This is a genomic window from Ensifer adhaerens, assembly GCF_002007205.1.
GTDB classification, from domain to species: domain Bacteria; phylum Pseudomonadota; class Alphaproteobacteria; order Rhizobiales; family Rhizobiaceae; genus Ensifer; species Ensifer adhaerens_D.
The window spans coordinates 366,357-384,071 of sequence record NZ_LAZS01000008.1 but is presented as its reverse complement, the minus strand read 5'-3'; the positions used below and the strand labels follow the sequence as shown (position 1 = coordinate 384,071).

Annotated in this window: 15 protein-coding genes; 5 read left to right on the top strand and 10 right to left on the bottom strand. The window is 63.3% G+C overall.

The window, feature by feature from the left end:
• Positions 1–4: 4 nt before the first annotated feature.
• From XB14_RS20055 to XB14_RS20040, 4 genes are read right to left on the bottom strand one after another with little or no spacing between them, the layout of a single operon-like run.
• Positions 5–1,360, bottom strand: a complete 1,356-nt coding sequence (locus XB14_RS20055) for an aspartate aminotransferase family protein (RefSeq protein WP_077963350.1) — start codon at positions 1,358–1,360, stop codon at positions 5–7.
• A 2-nt stretch (positions 1,361–1,362) separates the two neighbouring features.
• A complete protein-coding gene (locus tag XB14_RS20050; RefSeq protein ID WP_077963349.1) occupies positions 1,363–2,049 on the bottom strand; it encodes an HAD family hydrolase in 687 nt (228 codons plus the stop codon).
• The gene (locus tag XB14_RS20045) at positions 2,046–3,299 is read right to left on the bottom strand and encodes a Tm-1-like ATP-binding domain-containing protein (RefSeq protein ID WP_077963348.1); all 1,254 of its coding nucleotides are present in this window, start codon (positions 3,297–3,299) and stop codon (positions 2,046–2,048) included. Before XB14_RS20045 ends, XB14_RS20050 begins: the two co-directional genes overlap by 4 nt.
• The gene (locus XB14_RS20040) at positions 3,299–4,081 is read right to left on the bottom strand and encodes an IclR family transcriptional regulator (protein WP_077963347.1); all 783 of its coding nucleotides are present in this window, start codon (positions 4,079–4,081) and stop codon (positions 3,299–3,301) included. Before XB14_RS20040 ends, XB14_RS20045 begins: the two co-directional genes overlap by 1 nt.
• Before the next feature lie 297 nt (positions 4,082–4,378).
• On the opposite strand from XB14_RS20040, the gene XB14_RS20035 reads away from it, so the two are divergent.
• The gene (locus XB14_RS20035) at positions 4,379–5,830 is read left to right on the top strand and encodes an APC family permease (RefSeq protein ID WP_077963346.1); all 1,452 of its coding nucleotides are present in this window, start codon (positions 4,379–4,381) and stop codon (positions 5,828–5,830) included.
• Between the two features lie 116 nt (positions 5,831–5,946).
• A complete protein-coding gene (locus XB14_RS20030) occupies positions 5,947–7,425 on the top strand; it encodes an aldehyde dehydrogenase (protein ID WP_077963345.1) in 1,479 nt (492 codons plus the stop codon).
• A 43-nt stretch (positions 7,426–7,468) separates the two neighbouring features.
• Here the strand turns inward: XB14_RS20030 and XB14_RS20025 are convergent, their stop codons facing one another.
• Positions 7,469–8,371, bottom strand: a complete 903-nt coding sequence (locus XB14_RS20025; RefSeq protein ID WP_077963518.1) for a LysR family transcriptional regulator — start codon at positions 8,369–8,371, stop codon at positions 7,469–7,471.
• Positions 8,372–8,566: 195 nt separating this feature from the next.
• Here XB14_RS20025 and XB14_RS20020 point away from each other — a divergent pair, with 195 nt between their 5' ends.
• Both XB14_RS20020 and XB14_RS20015 read left to right on the top strand, forming a co-directional pair.
• A complete protein-coding gene (locus XB14_RS20020; RefSeq protein WP_210190030.1) occupies positions 8,567–10,294 on the top strand; it encodes an amidohydrolase family protein in 1,728 nt (575 codons plus the stop codon).
• Between the two features lie 167 nt (positions 10,295–10,461).
• Positions 10,462–11,172 (top strand): YczE/YyaS/YitT family protein, encoded by a 711-nt coding sequence (locus tag XB14_RS20015; RefSeq protein WP_077963343.1) that lies wholly within the window; start codon positions 10,462–10,464, stop codon positions 11,170–11,172.
• A 73-nt stretch (positions 11,173–11,245) separates the two neighbouring features.
• Here the strand turns inward: XB14_RS20015 and XB14_RS20010 are convergent, their stop codons facing one another.
• The 3 genes from XB14_RS20010 to XB14_RS20000 form a co-directional block, all read right to left on the bottom strand.
• On the bottom strand, positions 11,246–12,499 hold the full coding sequence (locus XB14_RS20010) for a sensor domain-containing diguanylate cyclase (protein WP_077963342.1): 1,254 nt from the start codon (positions 12,497–12,499) through the stop codon (positions 11,246–11,248).
• Positions 12,500–12,669: 170 nt separating this feature from the next.
• A complete protein-coding gene (locus XB14_RS20005) occupies positions 12,670–13,182 on the bottom strand; it encodes a flavin reductase (protein ID WP_077963341.1) in 513 nt (170 codons plus the stop codon).
• Between the two features lie 8 nt (positions 13,183–13,190).
• Positions 13,191–14,753 carry a 4-hydroxyphenylacetate 3-hydroxylase N-terminal domain-containing protein gene (locus XB14_RS20000; protein WP_077963340.1) on the bottom strand — a complete coding sequence of 521 codons (1,563 nt, stop codon included), beginning with the start codon at positions 14,751–14,753 and terminating at the stop codon, positions 13,191–13,193.
• Positions 14,754–14,847: 94 nt separating this feature from the next.
• Here XB14_RS20000 and XB14_RS19995 point away from each other — a divergent pair, with 94 nt between their 5' ends.
• Positions 14,848–15,726, top strand: a complete 879-nt coding sequence (locus XB14_RS19995) for a helix-turn-helix domain-containing protein (RefSeq protein ID WP_077963339.1) — start codon at positions 14,848–14,850, stop codon at positions 15,724–15,726.
• 30 nt (positions 15,727–15,756) lie between these two features.
• On the opposite strand, the gene XB14_RS19990 is transcribed toward XB14_RS19995, so the two are convergent.
• Positions 15,757–16,881 (bottom strand): P1 family peptidase, encoded by a 1,125-nt coding sequence (locus XB14_RS19990; RefSeq protein WP_077963517.1) that lies wholly within the window; start codon positions 16,879–16,881, stop codon positions 15,757–15,759.
• Positions 16,882–16,883: 2 nt separating this feature from the next.
• Positions 16,884–17,714 carry an ABC transporter permease gene (locus XB14_RS19985; protein ID WP_077963338.1) on the bottom strand — a complete coding sequence of 277 codons (831 nt, stop codon included), beginning with the start codon at positions 17,712–17,714 and terminating at the stop codon, positions 16,884–16,886.
• Position 17,715: the final 1 nt, after the last annotated feature.

Here is a 17,715-nt window from a genome sequence, read left to right as displayed (position 1 = left end):
GGCGTTATCCCCTTGCGGCGGTCAGGCCGGCATCGAGAGCCGTCAGAATGCGGGCAACGTCGTTCGCTGTGATGACGAGCGGCGGCGACAGGATGATGTTGGCGCCTGACGTGCGCACCATGACGCCGGCGTCATAGGTCACGTCCTGGACCTTCTGGACGACGTCCTTCGCCGCACCGGTCTTCTTCTCCCGATCGGAGACCAGTTCGAGCGCGCACATCAGACCCTTACCGCGCACGTCGCCGATCAGTTCGTGCCGCTCCTTGAGTGCTTCGAGACCGGCCATCAGCTCCTCGCCGCGGGCACCGGCATTCGCCGCCACGTTCTGCTTGCGCGTCTCCTTCAGCGTTGCGAGCGCTGCCGCAGCACCGACCGGATGGCCGGAATAGGTGTAGCCATGGCCGATCGATCCGGCTGCGGTGCGGTTGCTCTCGAAGACCTCAGCCACCTTGTCGGCGATCATGACGGCGCCGAAGGGGTAGTAGCCGTTGGTGATCGCCTTGGCGGTCGACATGAAATCCGGCTTCACGCCGAAGAGGCGCGAGCCGGTCCAGGCGCCGGTGCGGCCGAAGGCGGTGATCACTTCGTCGGCGATCAAGAGGATGCCGTGGCGGTCGCAGATCTCGCGCATCAGCGGCATGAAGGTTTCGTGCGGCACGATCACGCCGCCGGCGCCGAGCACCGGCTCCATGATCAGTGCCGCGATCGTGTCGGCGCCCTGGAAGGCGATCTCGTCTTCGAACAACCGCGCGATCGCCTTTGCAATGATGACGCCATCGGTGGTGTCGAACGGGTTGCGATAGGTATAGGGCGCCGGCAGATGGAAGACGCCCGGCAGCAGCGGCTCGTAGTTGCGGCGGAAATTTGAGTTGCCGTTGACCGAGGCGCCGCCGAAATGGGTGCCGTGATAGCCCTTTTTCAGCGCCACGAACTTGGTGCGCTCCGGCTGGCCGTTGAGCTTGTGGTACTGACGTGCAAGCCGCAGGCAGGTCTCGACGGAATCCGAGCCGCCGGAGGTGAAGAACGAGCGCGTCAGCCCGTCCTCGCGGAACCATTCCGCGAGCTCGTAGGAAAGCTCGATCAGCGGCGAATTGGTGGTGCCACGGAAGGTCGAATAATAGGGCAGCTCGTCGAGCTGCCGTCGGATTGCCTCTTTCACCGGCTCGCAGGAATATCCGAGATTGACGTTCCAGAGACCGCCGACCGCATCGAGCACCTTCTTGCCGTGGATATCGACGATCTCGACGCCCTCGCCGGCATTGATGATGCGCGGCGGCGTCGCCTGCATCTCGGCCGGGTGTGCCATCGGATGCCAGAGATGGCGGGCGTTGTTCTCGATGAGGAAGTTGGTTTCGCGCATGGTCATGCTCCTGTCTGTTCAAGGCCGAGCATCCGAAGCGCTCGGGCATAGCTTTCAGCGGGGCGGGTGACGTCGAAATGGACGTGAGGCAGGCCGACGGCCCGCGCACCCTCGGTGTTCTTCAATTGGTCATCCACGAAGACGCAGGCTTCGCGCGGCAAGTTGAGCTGGCTCAGTACCAGCTCATAGGCGCGTGGATCGGGCTTCAGGATATGGGTGTAGGTGGCGTCGACGATCGTCTCGAAGTGTTCGATCAGCGGGAAACGCTCGCGGAACGCGACACCGTAGAAGAGGTCGAGTTCGTTGGAGAGGATCGCGAGCCGGATGCCCGCCCTGTGGGCGGTGAGGATCGCCTCACGCGCCTCGGGCCTGAGCACGAGTTCCGGCTCGGCCCCACGCGCCCGTTGCACGAAGGTCTTCATGTCGCTCCAGTCTTCGCCGAGCAACTTTCCGACCTCGCGCGTGCGTGTTGTCCAATAGTCCCGCTCGGTAATCTCGCGCCGCTGCATCGCCGTCCAGAGCGGATCGGTGGCAGGATCGAAGGGACCGCGCCACGTGAGCGTGCCGGGCGCAAGGCCGAGCGCGCGCTCGGTGACGTCATGGGTTTCGAACAGCGTGCGGGTGACGACGCCGCCGAAATCGAGGATCAGTGCCTTGTCGCTCCTGGTGCCGGTTAAGGTTTTCGTCATGGCCGGCCCTCGGGCACGATGCCGCGTGCCACCCAGTCGTCGAAGATTGCAAGTGCAGCCTGCGAGAATTCCGGCGCATTGATGTGGCTGTCGACCTCGTGCAGCGCGACGCCTGACGGGATCGACCGGCGCATCTCGTCGATGAAGGCGTCGAGCGCTTCCGGCTCATGCAGCGGCTCCTCCGGTTGGTCCCATTCCTGGATGCCCCGAAGCGGCAGGATGAAGGCGACCTCAGCGCCGGTGCCGGCAAGTTTGCCGCCGATGACGCGAGCGATCTCGCGCCGCCCTTCCGACGAGGTGGTCACCGAGCCGAGCAGCCGGTTGTGAGCGTGATAGGGACGGCCGGCGAAGGTTTCAGGAACCGGTTGCCAGGCCGGCAGGTCAACCATGTCGACAGCACCGGGTGCAACGATCTGCGGAATGCCGGATCGCCCGGCATTCTCCAGCCGGTCCGGTCCTGACGTGACGACCGTTCCATGATGGTGGTTGCTGACCTCCTGGATGCAGAGGTCGAAGACAGCGGTGAAACCCTTCTCAGCGGCAATCGCCTCGAAGGCGCGCCCGCCCATGCCGGTCGAGTGGAAGACGGCGACGTCGTAGCCGCGGCGTTCGAGTTCGGGTTTCAGGTGTTTCATGTATTTGAGGCAGCTCGATCCGAGCGAGGTCATGCCGATCACCGGCCGCGCCCCATCCGGTTTCGTGCCGAAGCGCGCGGCGCCGACAACGGCGCCGCAGGCCTGTGAAAGCACGGAGCGGCAGATGCCGTTGAGGCCGTAGAGCCCGCCGGCCCAGAGGATCATCATCAGATCCGGGGCGATGCGCTCCGGCGGCAGCAGGTGCGAAAAGGCAATGGTCGAGACGATGAATTTCGGCACGCCGAGCGGCAGCGCCGCGGCAACGTCGAGGGCGAGATCGGTGCCCATGGAACCGCCGAGGATAATGACCCCGTCGGCCTGGCCGGCTTCGTAGAGCGAGCGGGTGAGGGCGGCGGCACCTTCCGCCATCAGCGCCATGGCGCTGTGTTCGTCGCCGCTTGCGGCAATCGCCGCGATGGTGACGCCTGCCGCTTCGGCGATGTCGTGACGAGAATACTCAGGCACATAGGGTGGGTCGCCGAGAATGCTGACATCCATCATTACGGGCATGCCGCCGGCTTCGCGGATGACAGACGCCATGAACTGGAGTTCGTCGCATTTGGTGTCTCCCGTACCCACGACCAGGATATTGGGGAGGCGGTTCATTGCATTCATCAGCCGGCCCTCCTTGCCAGCGGATCGGCAGCAGCCTGCTCCAACCCGAAAAGTCTTTCGGAAATACGTCTGGCTGTCGCCATAACGGCGCGCCCCATCTGTTCAACCGTCTCCTTGTCGGCCCGCGTTGCGGGGGCTGCGATGGCGATCGCGCCGACCGGCGTACTGCCGGGCGCGCGAATCGGAGCGGCGACGCTGACGACGCCGGTTTCAAGCCCGTGATGGCAGATCGAGTAGCCGCGCCGGAGCGTCTCGCCCAAGGTCTGGCGCAGAGCGGTCGGGTCGGTCAGCGTGTGGTCGGTGAAGGCTTGAAGCGGCGCCGACAGGGCCGCGTCGATCTCCTTCTGCGGGCAAAAGGCAAGAAAACCGAGGCCGGAGGCGGTCGCGTGGAAGGGCAGGATGCTGCCGACATCGACGATGACCCGGTGCGCCCGTTGCGAATCCTCGACATGGATGGTCGAGAGACGACCGGCTGCGTGTTCTGAGAGGTGTACGGTTTCGCCGGTGAGGCTTGCGAGTTCCTTTGCGAAAGGCGTCGCCACGCTCAGATAGGGAAAACGCGTCTCGCGGATACGGGCAAGCCGCACCGGCGCACCGCCGAGCCGATAGCGCCGCGTTTCCATGTCCTGCTCGACGAAGCCGTGTTTTTCCAGTTCGACGAGGAAGCGCCTGGCCGTCGCCTTGTCGAGCCCGCAATGCCTGGCGATGTCGCTCAGGCCCGCTTCCTTTTCGAGGCGCGAGATCGTGTCGAGCAAGGTCAGGGCCTTACCGATGGTGCTCATCCATTCCTCCGTTGTCGAGCGCCCCGTCAGTCTTCTCGCCTGTTCCCTCCTAAGGAGCGGTAGGCCCGCTCTCCTGGTTGTTTCCGGTCGAGATACTTAACATGCGAAATAACTTGACAGGGCCAGATGCAATTTGCAAGTCTATATTTGAAGCTGAGGTTCAAATAATGAACCGAAAGACTTGCGCGGCAAAGACAAAAAGCAAGCCCCGCGCCTCAAGTCCGCTTCAGGGAGCAGCCGCCGGAGAGAAGGACCGGAGGCGAAGAGGCGTTCGCGCCAGCAAGGGGAGCCAAGACCATGACCACTTCACCCTCGCCCGTGACCGGGGCGAACCAATTGCGCAAGAACGCCCTCGGCGTCGGCGCCGTCACCTTTCTCGTCGTTTCCGCTGCCGCACCGCTGACCGCGGTTGCCGGCGGCGTTCCGCTGTCGATGATGCTCGGAAACGGTGCGGGTATTCCCGGCACGTTCCTGATCGTCACGGCGATCCTGCTTCTATTTTCCGTCGGCTATGTCGCCATGGCGAGGCACATCCGCAATGCCGGTGCCTTCTATGCCTATACGGCACAGGGCCTCGGCGGTCTGATGGGCGGTGCCGCGGCGATGATCGCGATCCTTGCCTATAACGCCATGCAGATCGGCGTCTTCGGGCTCTTCGGCGCGGCAACGGCGGGGCTCTTCGCCGGCTTGGGTATCGACCTGCCCTGGTGGATCTGGACCTTTCTCGGCATCGCGGCGGTCGGCGTTCTCGGCTATCGCCGCGTCGATCTCTCCGCCAAGGTGCTGACTATCCTCGTCATCCTTGAATATCTGGTCGTGCTCGTCATCGACGTCGCGATCCTCGCCAAGGGCGGCGACGGCGGATTGACGACGGTTTCGTTCACGCCCTCGGCGATCCTCTCCGGTTCGCCGTCGATCGGCATTCTCTTCTGCTTCGCCGCCTTCATCGGTTTCGAAGCGACGACGATCTACAGCGAGGAGGCGCGCGATCCGGAGAAGACCGTGCCGCGTGCGACCTATATTTCCGTGCTCATCATCGGCGTCTTCTACATGTTCACCTCCTGGCTGATGGTGAACGCGGCCGGTGCCGACAAGCTGGTATCGGAACTGCAGGGTCTCGCCGACCCGACCACTTTCCTTTTCGGGCTCGCCGACCGTTACGCCGGCGGCTGGCTGCCGCCGCTGATGAACGTGCTCTTCGTCACCAGCCTTTTTGCCGGCGTGCTGGCGTTCCACAACGGCGTTGCGCGCTACCTCTACGTCGCCGGCCGCGAACGACTGCTGCCGGCGTCCCTCGGCGTGACGCATCCGGTCTACCACAGCCCGCATGTCGGCTCGCTGATCCAGACGGTGATCGCCGTGATGGTCGTGGCGCTCTTTGCCGCGACTGGGCAGGATCCGGTGCTGGCGCTGTTCTCGTGGCTCACCAATGTCGGTACGCTTGCGGTCATGACGCTGATGGCCTTTACCGCCTTTGCGATCGTCGCTTTCTTCGGCCGCAATCCGGGCCTTGAACGCAACCCGCTGGTGACCAAGGTCATTCCCGTCGTGACCGGCCTGATCCTCATTGCCGTCATCATCGCGATTGCGGTGAATTTCGGCGACCTCGCCGGCGCCACGGGCATGCTTGCCGTGTTGCTGCCGGGGCTGGTCGTCATCTTCGGCGTTATCGGTCTGGCGCTTGCGGCATCGCTGAAGTCGGGCAACCCGCTCGAATTCGCCCGCCTCGGTGCCGGCCAGGAGATCTGAGCGCAGGCCTGCAATTCCCGGAAACGCGTGAAGCGAATTCCGGGAATTGCATAAATTTCCAAGGCAGGGATGGCGGGCTCGCCGCCATTCCCGCAAGTCAATCGGGACAGCACATCATGCAGGACAAGATCGATCAATTGCGCAACCTGCCCGTGACGGCCCAGAAGCTGTTCATCGGTGGCCGCTGGCAGGAAAGCTTCTCCGGTCAAAGCCTCGACGTCGTCTCGCCGATCGACGGCCGCCACCTGACGACGATTGCCGATGCGGGTGCCGAAGACGTCGATGCCGCGGTCCGCGCCGCCCGTACCGTCTTCGAGAAGGGAAGCTGGTCGAAGGCAGCGCCCGCGGTGCGCAAGAAGGTTCTGACCCGCATTGCCGAACTCATCGAGGCGCAGGCGCTGGAGCTCGCCGTGCTCGGCGTGCGTGACAATGGCACCGAAATTTCGATGGCGCTGAAGGCCGAACCGGGAAGTGCCGCCGGCACCTTCCGCTACTATGCGGAGGCGCTCGACAAGGTCTATGGCGAGATCGCGCCGACGGCAGACACCATCCTCGGTCTCATCCATCGCGAATCGATCGGCGTGGTCGCCGCGATCGTTCCCTGGAACTTTCCGCTGATGATCGGCGCCTGGAAGATCGCGCCGGCGCTCGCGGCGGGCAATTCCGTGGTGCTCAAACCGGCCGAAGGCGCGTCGCTCAGCCTGCTCCGGCTCGCTGAAATCTGCGCCGAAGCCGGCCTGCCCGAGGGTGTCTTGAATGTCGTCACCGGTCGCGGCGCGACCACGGGCGAGGCGATCGGTCTCCATGGTGATATCGACGTACTCGCCTTCACCGGCTCGGGCGGCGTCGGCCGCCGGCTGCTCGAATATTCTGCGCGCTCGAACCTGAAGCGCGTTTACCTCGAACTCGGCGGCAAGTCGCCGAACGTCGTCTTTGCCGATGCGCCGGATCTCGACCAGGCGGCGCGCGTTTCGGCTTACGGCATCTTCCGCAACTCCGGCCAGGTCTGCGTTGCCGGCTCAAGGCTCCTGGTCGAGCGCTCCATTCACGAAGCCTTCGCTGAGAAGGTGGCGGCGATCGCAGCCAGTTTGAAGGTTGGTGATCCGCTGCTTCTGACGACCGAAGCCGGCGCGATCTCCAGCGATGCGCAACTTCAGAAGAACCTCGAATTCGTCAGAGACGCGGAGGTCGAAGGCGCGCGGCTGCGCTCTGGCGGCAAGCGTATCCTTGAAGAGACCGGTGGCTATTACATGCAGCCGACCGTCTTCGACGTCGAGCCCGATATGAAGCTGGCGAAGGAGGAGGTCTTCGGCCCCGTGCTTGCGGTCATACCGTTCGATGACGAGATCGACGCACTCCGGATCGCAAACGCGACCGACTACGGTCTGGCGTCGGCCGTCTGGACTGCGAACCTGTCGCGCGCGCACCGCATGGTGCGCGGCATCCGCGCCGGCGTGGTACACGTCAATACCTATGGCGGCGCCGACAATACCGTGCCGCTCGGCGGCGTCAGACAGTCCGGCAATGGTCACGACAAGTCGCTGCACGCGCTCGACAAGTACACTGATCTGAAAACGGCCTGGATCCAGCTCTGAACAAGGGGGGTAAGCCGCATCGGCGCCGAGCCGGATGGGCCCGCTATTCCATCGTCGCCCGCAAAGCCCGGATGATTTCCTCGGCAAACATCGCGGCTGCGAGGCCGTGGCCGCGTCTTTCCCGCTGCACCAGCGAAAGCACGTTCTTTGCAAAAGTCCGGTCGCGGATTTGAAGATATGTCAGCACGCCGTTTCGTTGTTCCTCGGTAATGTCGAACTTGCTGAGGAAAGCGATGCCGTCGCCGGCCGCGGCCAGGAACTTCATCGCCTCGATGGAATTGGTGAGATAGCTCGGCTCGACTGTCAGCCCGGCCTCAGCGAAGGCGTCGGCGACGATGCCATGGATCTGCATCGACTTGTCGGCAAAGATCAGTGGGTAGGGCTGGCAATAGGCAAGCGGCAAAGTCTCCATGCCGACGAGCGGATGTTCCGGCGCCACCACCGCGCCGAGCCGCGTATCCATCTTCCACAGCGTCTCGAGCGGCGGCGCCGAGGGGAGATTGAAGGCGAAGCCGAGATCGGCCTCGCCATCGGAAACCGCCTGAACGATGTCGCGGGCAAACATCACCCGGATCGTGATCTTCAGACGCGGATGGCGCGTGCCGAAGATTGCGGCCACCTTCGGCACGATGCCGCCGGAAAGGCCGTTCATGGTGGCGATGATCACCTCACCGCTCTGCAGCGCCTTGATATCGCGGATCTCCGCCTCGACCTGGCTGTATTCCTTCATCGTCCGGCGCACATGCGCGACGAGGATTTCGCCGGCCGGCGTCAGCCTGAGGCCACGCGGCAGCCGTTCGAACAGCGGTTCGCCGATATCTTCCTCAAGCTGCAGCACATGTTTGTTGATGGCGGAGGCGGCAACGTTCAGCCGCTCGCTCGCTCCGCGGATCGAGCCTGAGCGCGCCACCTCGTCGATATAGCGCAGCACGCGTGAATGCAGCATGGTCTCCCTCAATTATCCGTTCTCGAAAAGCGAACGATACGAGCAGAAAATACTGCTTTTCGGAAGCAGTGCAATGACTTCTTATGGTTTGCCAGGGGCGCACTGCCGGCACCGCAACAAGTGCAAGACGTCCGCTGGCGCGGAGCGCGCGGCCTGCCGGCAGGCGCCGATGGCTATGAAAGTGGAGGACTATTCGTGAACCAGACTGAAGCCGTGCATTACGAAAAGGTGCGCGCCATCTTCGACATCCTGAACGGCGAGCGGGAGGCGGATCTTCTTTTGAAGAACCTGAACATCCTCGATGTTCACGGAGAGACCGTCTACCAGGGGGCCATTCTCGTCTATGACAAGCGCATCGTTGCGCTCAACCCCGACGAGACCGTCTTGAAGGTCAAGCAAGTCTTCGACGGCAAGGGCCTCTATGCGATCCCCGGCCTGATCGACGCGCACATCCACTTCGAATCCCAGCTCGCGCACCCGACGGCACTCGCCGAGGCGATGGTTCCCTGCGGCACGACGACGATCTATGCCGAGTGCCTGGATCTGCTCAGCGCCGCCGGCAAGGAAGGCATCGAAGCGGCCGAGAGCCTGTTTAAGGATTACGAGCAGCTGCCCTATCGGCTCTATGCCTTCGCACCGGGCAAGAAGACCGCGGCATCGGTGACGGAAGCCGTGCTCAAGATGGAACCGGTGATCGGCCTCGGCGAGTTCGAGCACTTCACCTACAGTTCCGGCAATGACGATGACTTCCGCAAGGCGGCCTGGGTCCGCGCCAAGGGCGGTTTTATGAACGGCCACTGGGGCGTCACCGCGCTCTCCGACATGATCCTCAACTACCTGCCGGCGATCGGCGTCTCCAACAATCACGACGTCTGGAACGAGAAGGACATCGAAAAGAGCATTCGCTACGGCTTCCCGACCCACATCAAGTTCGGGGTCGGCAGCAGCGAGGTGATCAAGGTGCTGTTGCGCGCGATCGTCGACCGCAAATGGCCGACCGACAATTTCATGCTCTGCACCGACAACATCTCGATCGAGCGACTGCTCACCATGGGCCACATGGACTGGATCATTTCGCTCTCAGCCGAAATGGGCATCAACCCGATCCACGCGATCAAGATGGCGACCTACAACACCGCGCGCTCTTTCCACATGGAAGACAAGATCGGGTCGCTGACGCCCGGCCGCTTCGCTGACATCGTCTTGACCGACAGCCTGTCGAAGATCAATCCGCTCTACGTGTTCAAGGATGGCGAACTGGTCGCAAAAGACCGCAAGCTGCTGAAGAATGCTGACATCGACTATTCCGGCATGTGCAAGGACGGCGTTTCCGGCCTCGCTGATCTCTCGCCGGAGCAACTGGACATCGTGCCCCTGGAAGTATCGGAAGACGGCACGCAGGCCAAGGTCTACCTGTTCGATGTCTACGGCCGCGGCCACGCCAAATTCTACCAGGAAGTCTGGGTTCCGCTGAAGGATGGCAAGGTCGTTGCCGAGCATGAGGGCGCGAAGCTGAGCCGGCTGTCGGTCGTTCAGCGCTATGCCGATGGCAGGCGTCACGTGGTCAACGGCCTGTTCAAGGGCGTGCATGTGGATCGCGGCGCGGTGGCGACGTTCTGGCCGGCGCCGAAGCCCTATTTCGTTGTCGTCGGTCAGGACAGCGCCGAAATGTGCCATTGCCTCAAACGGGTCGATACCCATGCCGGCGCCTGCATCGTCACCGAAAACAGGGTGGAGAAAGCCGTCATGCCGCTCGAGATCTACGGGGTCATGGCGAACATGAGCGTCGAGCAACTGACGGCCAGCGCCGCTGCGATCGATACGGCACTCGAAGCGCTCGGCAACCACAACGAAGGCGAACCGGTGGTCAACAAGCTGCTCAGCCTGTTCATCTCGTTGCATCGCTTCCGCTTCATGGCCTAGAGCCGGTTGAGAAAGAGCAGGCGGGCGTTGCGGCGCCCGCCTGCCTGAAATGTGGCGTGCCGCCCCGACAATGGGCGGAGATGCCGGGAGATTTCAAAAGCGCATCGCTGAGGGGGCGATGGGCAGGCGGGGGAAGGAAACCCGCTTAAGTTTCGAGGGAGGAAACAATGGAACACAATGCGGCGGAAGCCGAGATCGTCGATACCGGCAGCCTGACGCGGCGCTGGATCATGTATGTCGTCGGCATCTATGTGCTGACCTTCGGTGTCAGCCTGGCGATCCGGGCAGGCATCGGCATCTCACCCCAGAGCAGCCTGACGCGGACGATGACGCTGGTCTATCCGCCGTTCAGCCAGGGCACCTACAACTTCATGCTCGAACTGATCATGCTGTTCCTGACCTATCTGGTCCTGCCGAAGGACTTCAAGCTCAAGAACTTCGCGTCGCTGATCCCGGCCTTCGTGCTGGCAGTGTTCCTCGACTTCAACCTCGGCCTCACCGAGTTCATCAAGCTCGACGCCTATCCGCTCAGGGTCGCGCTGTTGGTCTTTGCCGATGCGGCGCTCGCCTTCGGCCTGTTCCTGATGATCCGCGCCAATCTCGTGCTGATGCCGATCGACATGTTCGTCAATACGATCTTCAAGCGCACCGGCTGGAAGTGGGGCAACATCAAGACCGGCTTCGACTGTACGCTGCTCGTTCTGTCGGCCTGTATCGGTCTGCTCTTCCTCGCCGAGGTCAAGTTCATCCGCGAAGGCACGATCCTCAACGCCATTCTCGTCGGGCAGTACATCAAGCTCTACTTCTTCCTGTTCCGGAAGATGCAGGGCGGCAGGAGATCGGCTGCGCTGAAGTCCCTGGAGCCGGCTACGAAATAGTATTCGCCGCCCAAGGACAGAAAGGGGGAGGTCGCCGGTCCGGCGCGCCTCCCCCTTTCCACGGCCCGCTGATTCAGCCGAAAGCGAGTTCGAGGTTCTGCCGGTCCCGGGCCACCACCTGGCACCGCGCTTCAAAACCGTCGCCGGGAACGGCCAGCACGACTTCGGAGGGTATGCCCGCCGAGTCCGAGACCGTGACGGCCGCGCCGTCGGCACCAAGCGACCGGATCGTGCAGTCTATCCGGACGTCAGGGTCGCTGAGGACGATCGAGCCGGCCTTGAGGACGCGTTGCCTGGGGCTCGCATGATGGCGAATGTCGAGGCCGCTCCAATCGACACAGCGATTTCGTCCGGCGGCTTTGGCGAGATACATCGCCGCATCGGCCTGAGCGAGCAAGGTGCCGCTGTCTCTGCTTTTGATCGAGAGCGGGGATGTCCCGAAGCTCGCGGTCACGGCGAGCTGGCCGAAGTCACCATGGATTGTTTGCGCGGCAATCGCCGCTCTCAGTTTCTCCGCGGCCGCCAGCGCGCCCTGCGCGTCGACATGCGGCAGCATGATGGCGAATTCCTCGCCTCCGAGCCGTCCGAACACGTCGCTTGCGCGAAGGTTGGACTGGCAGACGGAGGCGACGGCCTTCAAAACCTCGTCCCCGGCCGCATGGCCATGCGTGTCGTTGACGCGCTTGAAATGATCGACGTCGAGCACGATGCACGACAGCTCGTGCTGATGTCTTACGGCAAGCTTGATGAGCTTGTCCGCCTCTTCCCGGAAGGCACGTCGGGTGAGCGTGCCTGTGAGCCCGTCGGTTGCGGCCGAGCGAAGCAGCTCGATCCGATCCATCGCTACCCCTGCCAGTTCCGTCAGGATCTGGAGATCCCGGTCGGCGAAGGGCTTGGGCGAACGATCGATCGCGCACACCGTTCCGACCGTGTGCCCGTCCCTGGTTCTGAGGGGCACGCCGGCGTAGAAGCGAATGTGGTCCTCGCCGGTCACCGCAGGGTGCTGCGAAAACCGCGGATCCTTCGTAGCATCATTGACGATCAGCGGTTCTTCGGACGCGACCACGTGCTTGCAGAACGTATCCTTGCGCGGAACCTCGTCGGCCGAGAGGCCCGAGCAGGCCTTGTACCATTGCCGATGCGCGTCGATGAAAGAGACGATCCCGATCTCGATGGCGAAGACCTGCCTGATCAGCCGCACCACGCGGTCGATGCCTTCGTCCCTCGGGGTGTCCAGGATATCGAGCTGTTCGAGGGCGGCCAGGCGATCGGACTCTCGGCCCTTCGCTTCCGCCATTGGTCGTCCAGTTGGCTGAGCAACCACCATTCGGTTTTCCTTTCTCATTCGCGCCAAGCAAATAGACGCGTTTCTGGAAAAAGCAAAAGGCGCTGATCAGCATGTGGATGTGGATTGCGTCGGCTCTTGGGCAAGAGCTGCTGCGGCAGCGGCCGAACAGGTCGATTGTGTCGTGCTCGACAAATGGCCGTTGCCGGCCCTTACCCGCCGAAACTTCCGAGTTGGGTCGGCACGTGCACGTAGTTGCGGTCGAAGTAGAGCAGGGCATTGCCGTCGCTGCGCGAGCGAATGCCGACGACCCGGCCGATCAGGATGTGGTGCGTCCCGAGGAGCCGCGCTTCTGACAGTTCGCAGTCGAGCGAGACGATGGCATCCTTGACGGCAAAACTGCCCGATTGCATCTCGACCCAGTCGGCGGCCGCATAGCGCGCCGCCATATCCTTCGTGGCGCCGGCAAAATGGCCGGCGAGGTCCCGGTGGTCGTGGCTGAGCACGTTGACGCAGAAGCGCCTGTTGTCGATGAACAGGCCGCATTGAGCGGAGTTCCTGTTCATGCAGACGAGCAGTGTCGGCGGCTCGTCGGTCACCGAGCACATGGCGGTGGCGGTGAACCCGCCGCGTCCGGCGGGTCCGTTGGTGGTGATGACGTTGACCGGGGCGCAGACCCGCGCCATGGCGTTGCGAAACTCGGTCTTCGAGACGAGCGGCTCCATGGCGGACCTCATTCGGCTGCGTTGCGAAGGGATGCAGTCTCGCCGAGGGGCGGCAGCCAGGTGCTGCTGGTCCAGCCATTCTCGTCGTAGTCGGCCATGCATTGGTCGACCAGCGCTTCCATCTCCTTCAGCCGCCCGCCGCGTTCGGCGCCTTTCAGTACCTGAAGGCGCACCTCTTCCGGGGCGCCCGCATAGTTGAGCTCATAGAGCGCATGCCGACCGCCGAACTCGGTCCCCGTCGCGTCCCAAAGCAGTTTCATGATCTTGATGCGTTCGATGTGGCCCATGTCGTTGGAGCCGCGCACATATTGCGCCAGGTAACGATCGATCTCGGGATTGCCGAAGTCGCGCGCCGAAGACGGCAGGTAGATGAGGCCCGAGGCGACGACCTTGCGGATCGTTTCGACCACCCGCGGATAGGCCTCCGACATGAAGGTTCGATAGGAAAGGGCGGCCTCGAGATTGGGAAGCACCGCACCGTCGGCCCAGGGAATGGGGTTGTGCGCCATGGCATTGGAGAAGCTCCAGAACATATGGCGCAGCGCAATAACCTCGCCGAGTGCCGCCTGGTTGCCGCGGAAGGCGTCGCCGCCGGTCGCCCTCAAGGCCTTGGCAAGCAGTCCCGCCAGGAAGTCGAGCTTCACCGCGAAACGGGTGCAGCCCTGGAAGCAGTAGCCGTGCATGAAGCCGGAGGCCGGGTGGAAGGAGAGGATCTTGGCGGCATCGCGCAGGACCAGCACATCCTCCCAGGGCACGAAGACATTGTCGAGCACCAGGATCGCGTCGTTCTCGTCGAAGCGTGAGGACAGCGGATAGTCGAAGGGATGGCCGACCGTATTGGCGGTTTGCTCGTAGGAGACACGGCAGAACATCTTGATGCCGGGCGCGTTCATCGGGACGATGAACATGACGGAGAGCGACGGATCTTCCGTCACCGTCGCCGAGCTTTGCGCCAGGAAATTGTAATGCGTCAGCGCCGAGGAGGTCGCGACCACCTTGGCACCCGAGACGTAGATGCCGGCGTCCGTTTCCTTGGTGATGTGGACGAAGACGTCTTTCACCGCATCCGCCGGCTTGTGGCGATCGATCGGCGGATTGACGATCGCATGGTTCATGAAGAGGGCCGCTTCCTGGGCGCGTCTGTGCCAGGCAAGCGCATTGTCCTTGAAGGGACCGTACCAGTTGGCATTGGCGCCGAGCGTGTTCATCAGCGCCGCCTTGTAGTCGGCGGTGCGGCCCATCCAGCCATAGGACATGCGCGCCCATTCGGCGATTGCGCCCTGTTGGGCGGCAAGGTCAGTAGAGGAGCGGGCGACGCGGAAATATTTGTGCGTGTAGCCGCCGGAGCCGGTGTCGGTCGGCGAGGTCAGGATGTCCTTCTTTGCCGGATCATGCAGCGCGTCGTAAAGCCGTGCGAGCGAACGGGCGGAATTGCGCATGGCCGGGTGGCTGGTGACATCGTGGATGCGCTCGCCGTTGATATAGACCTCGCGGCCGTCGCGCAGGCTCTCCAGATACTCGGCGCCGGTAAAGGGCCGCGTCCGGTCGGCGCGGAAATCCTCTGCTCTCATTTTCTCCTCCTTGAGTTTCGTCAAGGCTAGGCGTTGAAATCGTCCGCTGCCATGGACAGAATGGCAAAATGACTTGTACTTTTTTCGGTGAGGCATGACCGGCAGCATCCCAAGTTTCTTCGTCTACGGCGAGCCTGAGCAGACGCTCGAGCCCGGATTCTTCCACGTCGAGACGGTGATGGCGCGGCGTAACCTGCATCAGGGACAGGTGAAGGCCCACAAGCACGACCAGATGGGACAGATCACCTACTGGCTGAGCGGCGGGGGAACGTACTTTATCGACGACAAGCCATTGGACTTTTCCGCACCGGCCGTCAGCTTCGTGCCGAGCGGCACCGTACACGGCTTTTCCGTCGATCCGGAGATGAGCGACGCCGTCGTCGTCTCGATTGCCGACGGCGCGCTGCTTTCGATCCGAGAGAACACGACGCTTCCGCTCGATAGGCCGACGATGATCCGCGGTGACAGCGGGGACCGGCATTGGCGTCGCCTTGCGGAATTGCTCGATATCGTCGCCGATGAGTATGCCGGCGGTGCGGCCGGCGCCCAGCAGATGCTGGCGTCGCTGGTCGCCGCCGTGCTGACGCAGATCGCGCGTCTGGCAGCCGCCGCGCCCGCCACCGCCCAGGCGACGCAGGCTATGCTTGCAACCGAACTTCGCCGGCTCATCGACGGACACTTTCGCGAGAACTGGAGCGTCGGGCACTACACCGATGCACTCGCAACGACGCCGCATCTGCTCGCCAAGGCGAGCAGAGACGCGTTCGGCATGCAGGTGAAGGAACTGATCAATGAGCGTCGGTTGCTCGAGGCCAAGCGACTGTTGCTCTTCACCGTGCGGCCGCTCGAAGACATCGCCTATGAAATCGGCTTTGCCGACGCTGCCTATTTCTCGCGTTTCTTCCGCCTGCGGGTCGGAGAGGCGCCGAGCGACTGGCGCCGCGCGCGCGTCGGCTCGTCCGGAGCCGGCTAAGTCACCGACCCCGGGAGCGAAGGCTGCCGGTCATCGGCCATAGGCCCGCATCACCTCCATCAGCGCCTCGTGCCGGATCGCCTGGATCCTGAAGCGATCGTGGGGCGTGCCGCCGGAATCCTCAGCCGCGATCATCGCGTTGACGACCGCCTCCTCGACGCTGTCGACGGTTGCGAGATAGACCGGATCAAGCAGTTCGTCGTTGACGATCTCCAGCGACAGGCGCGGGGGCGCCTTGTGGGCCATCGGCTGGGTGTTGGCGGTGGAAAAGGCGAGGAAGATGTCACCGGAGTTGTTGCCGCCGGGTGTGCCGTTGCGGCCGATGCCGATCGCCGCGCGCCGCGCCAGCCGCTTCAACTGATGCGGCGCCATCGGCAGATCGGTGGCGATCACGACGATGATCGAGCCGCGCTCCTGCATCTGGCTTTGCGGCGTGCCGTCCCGCATGTGCTTGCCGACCGGAACGCCCCCAATCGTCAGCCAGTCGCGCTGGCCGTGATTGGCTTGCACCAGCGTGCCGATCGTGTAGTCGCGGCCGCCGAATTCGACGATGCGCGAGGCCGTGCCGGTGCCGCCCTTGAAGCCATAGGCAATCATGCCGGTGCCGCCGCCGCAATTGCCCTCCTGCACCGGGCCCGACGTGGCGTCGTCGAGGGCTGCGCGCACATCGGCTTCCGTGATCGGCTGGCCGTTGATGTCGTTCAAAACGCCGTCATAGGTCTCGGCGACCACCGGCATCAGCCACAGGAAGTCGTCGGTGTCATAGGTCGTCCTGTAGCGCTCCAGCATCCACTTTATGGTGGCGTGGTGCGTCATGCCGACCGCGTGGGTGTTGGTGATCATGACGGGACCGAGGAAGAAGCCGCCATCCTCGATCCAGTGGGTTCCGGTCATCTCGCCGTTGCCGTTGAAGCGGTGCACGCCGGCATAGACCGGCACCGGCGTTTCCGATCCGGCATGCGGCAGGATGGCCGTGACGCCGGTGCGCACGGGGCGCTTGCGGCCAGGACGCGGCGTTTGCTCCTCGATGGTGCGGAAGCCGACGGCGATGCCCTCGACATCGGTGATGGCGTTGAAGCGGCCGGTGCGGCCGGAAAAGGGCAGGCCGATATCGCGGGCGCGCACGGGCGAAGGCGTCGAAGTTTTGTCGGTCATGATCATTTCTGCCGGGAGCGAAGGTAGAGGCCGAGCGAGGCGACGACGAAGGAGAAGGTCAGCATCATCACGGCGATGGCGTTGATCTCCGGCTTGATGCCGCGTCGGAGCATGGAGAAGATGAACATCGGCAGCGTGGTGACGTCGACGCCGGCGATGAAGTAGGTGATGACGAGATCGTCCATCGAGATGATGAAGGCGAGCAGTGCGCCGCCGACGATTGCCGGAAAGAGCTGCGGGAGCACCACCCGGCGAAACGTCATCCACTCATTGGCGCCGAGATCGGCCGACGCGTGTTCGAGCGTCCGGTCCATCCCGGCAAGGCGCGCCGAGACGACGATGAAAACGTAGGAAATCAGGAAGGTGCATTGGCCGATGATGATCGTCGTCAGGCCGAGCTTGATGCCGGAATTGACGAAGAAGATCAAAAGCGCGATGCCGAGCACGATATCCGGCATCAGCATCGGCATGAACATCACGACCCGATAGAAGCGCTGGCCGACGAACTCGAAGCGGTGGAGGGCGATCGCAATTGCCGTGCCGAAGACGGTCGCAATGGCTGTCGTTGACGCGGCGATGACGAGGCTGTTCCACACCGCCTGCAGCAACTGTCCCGTCGATTCGATATAGAGCGCGCTTTCGGAGACCTTGGTCTTGAAGCCGAGCACCTGCGCGTACCATTCGGTGGTGAAGCCCGTCCAGGTCATCATGTTCACCGGATTGGCGTTGAACGAATAGACGGCGATGACCACCAGCGGAATGTAGATGAAGGCGAAGAACAGGCCGGTGTAGGCAAGCAGGCCACCGGTGAAAAGGGATCGAGCGATCTTCATG

Excerpts from the sequence above, each read along its gene's own strand:
- XB14_RS20025 (WP_077963518.1), bottom strand. The coding sequence starts at position 8,371 with ATGCTGCATTCACGCGTGCTGCGCTATATCGACGAGGTGGCGCGCTCA.
- XB14_RS19985 (WP_077963338.1), bottom strand. The coding sequence starts at position 17,714 with ATGAAGATCGCTCGATCCCTTTTCACCGGTGGCCTGCTTGCCTACACC.
- XB14_RS20040 (WP_077963347.1), bottom strand. The coding sequence starts at position 4,081 with ATGAGCACCATCGGTAAGGCCCTGACCTTGCTCGACACGATCTCGCGC.
- XB14_RS19990 (WP_077963517.1), bottom strand. The coding sequence starts at position 16,881 with ATGACCGACAAAACTTCGACGCCTTCGCCCGTGCGCGCCCGCGATATC.
- XB14_RS20055 (WP_077963350.1), bottom strand. The coding sequence starts at position 1,360 with ATGCGCGAAACCAACTTCCTCATCGAGAACAACGCCCGCCATCTCTGG.
- XB14_RS20005 (WP_077963341.1), bottom strand. The coding sequence starts at position 13,182 with ATGGAGCCGCTCGTCTCGAAGACCGAGTTTCGCAACGCCATGGCGCGG.
- XB14_RS20030 (WP_077963345.1), top strand. The coding sequence starts at position 5,947 with ATGCAGGACAAGATCGATCAATTGCGCAACCTGCCCGTGACGGCCCAG.
- XB14_RS20000 (WP_077963340.1), bottom strand. The coding sequence starts at position 14,753 with ATGAGAGCAGAGGATTTCCGCGCCGACCGGACGCGGCCCTTTACCGGC.
- XB14_RS20015 (WP_077963343.1), top strand. The coding sequence starts at position 10,462 with ATGGAACACAATGCGGCGGAAGCCGAGATCGTCGATACCGGCAGCCTG.
- XB14_RS20050 (WP_077963349.1), bottom strand. The coding sequence starts at position 2,049 with ATGACGAAAACCTTAACCGGCACCAGGAGCGACAAGGCACTGATCCTC.
- XB14_RS19995 (WP_077963339.1), top strand. The coding sequence starts at position 14,848 with ATGACCGGCAGCATCCCAAGTTTCTTCGTCTACGGCGAGCCTGAGCAG.
- XB14_RS20035 (WP_077963346.1), top strand. The coding sequence starts at position 4,379 with ATGACCACTTCACCCTCGCCCGTGACCGGGGCGAACCAATTGCGCAAG.
- XB14_RS20010 (WP_077963342.1), bottom strand. The coding sequence starts at position 12,499 with ATGGTGGTTGCTCAGCCAACTGGACGACCAATGGCGGAAGCGAAGGGC.
- XB14_RS20045 (WP_077963348.1), bottom strand. The coding sequence starts at position 3,299 with ATGAATGCAATGAACCGCCTCCCCAATATCCTGGTCGTGGGTACGGGA.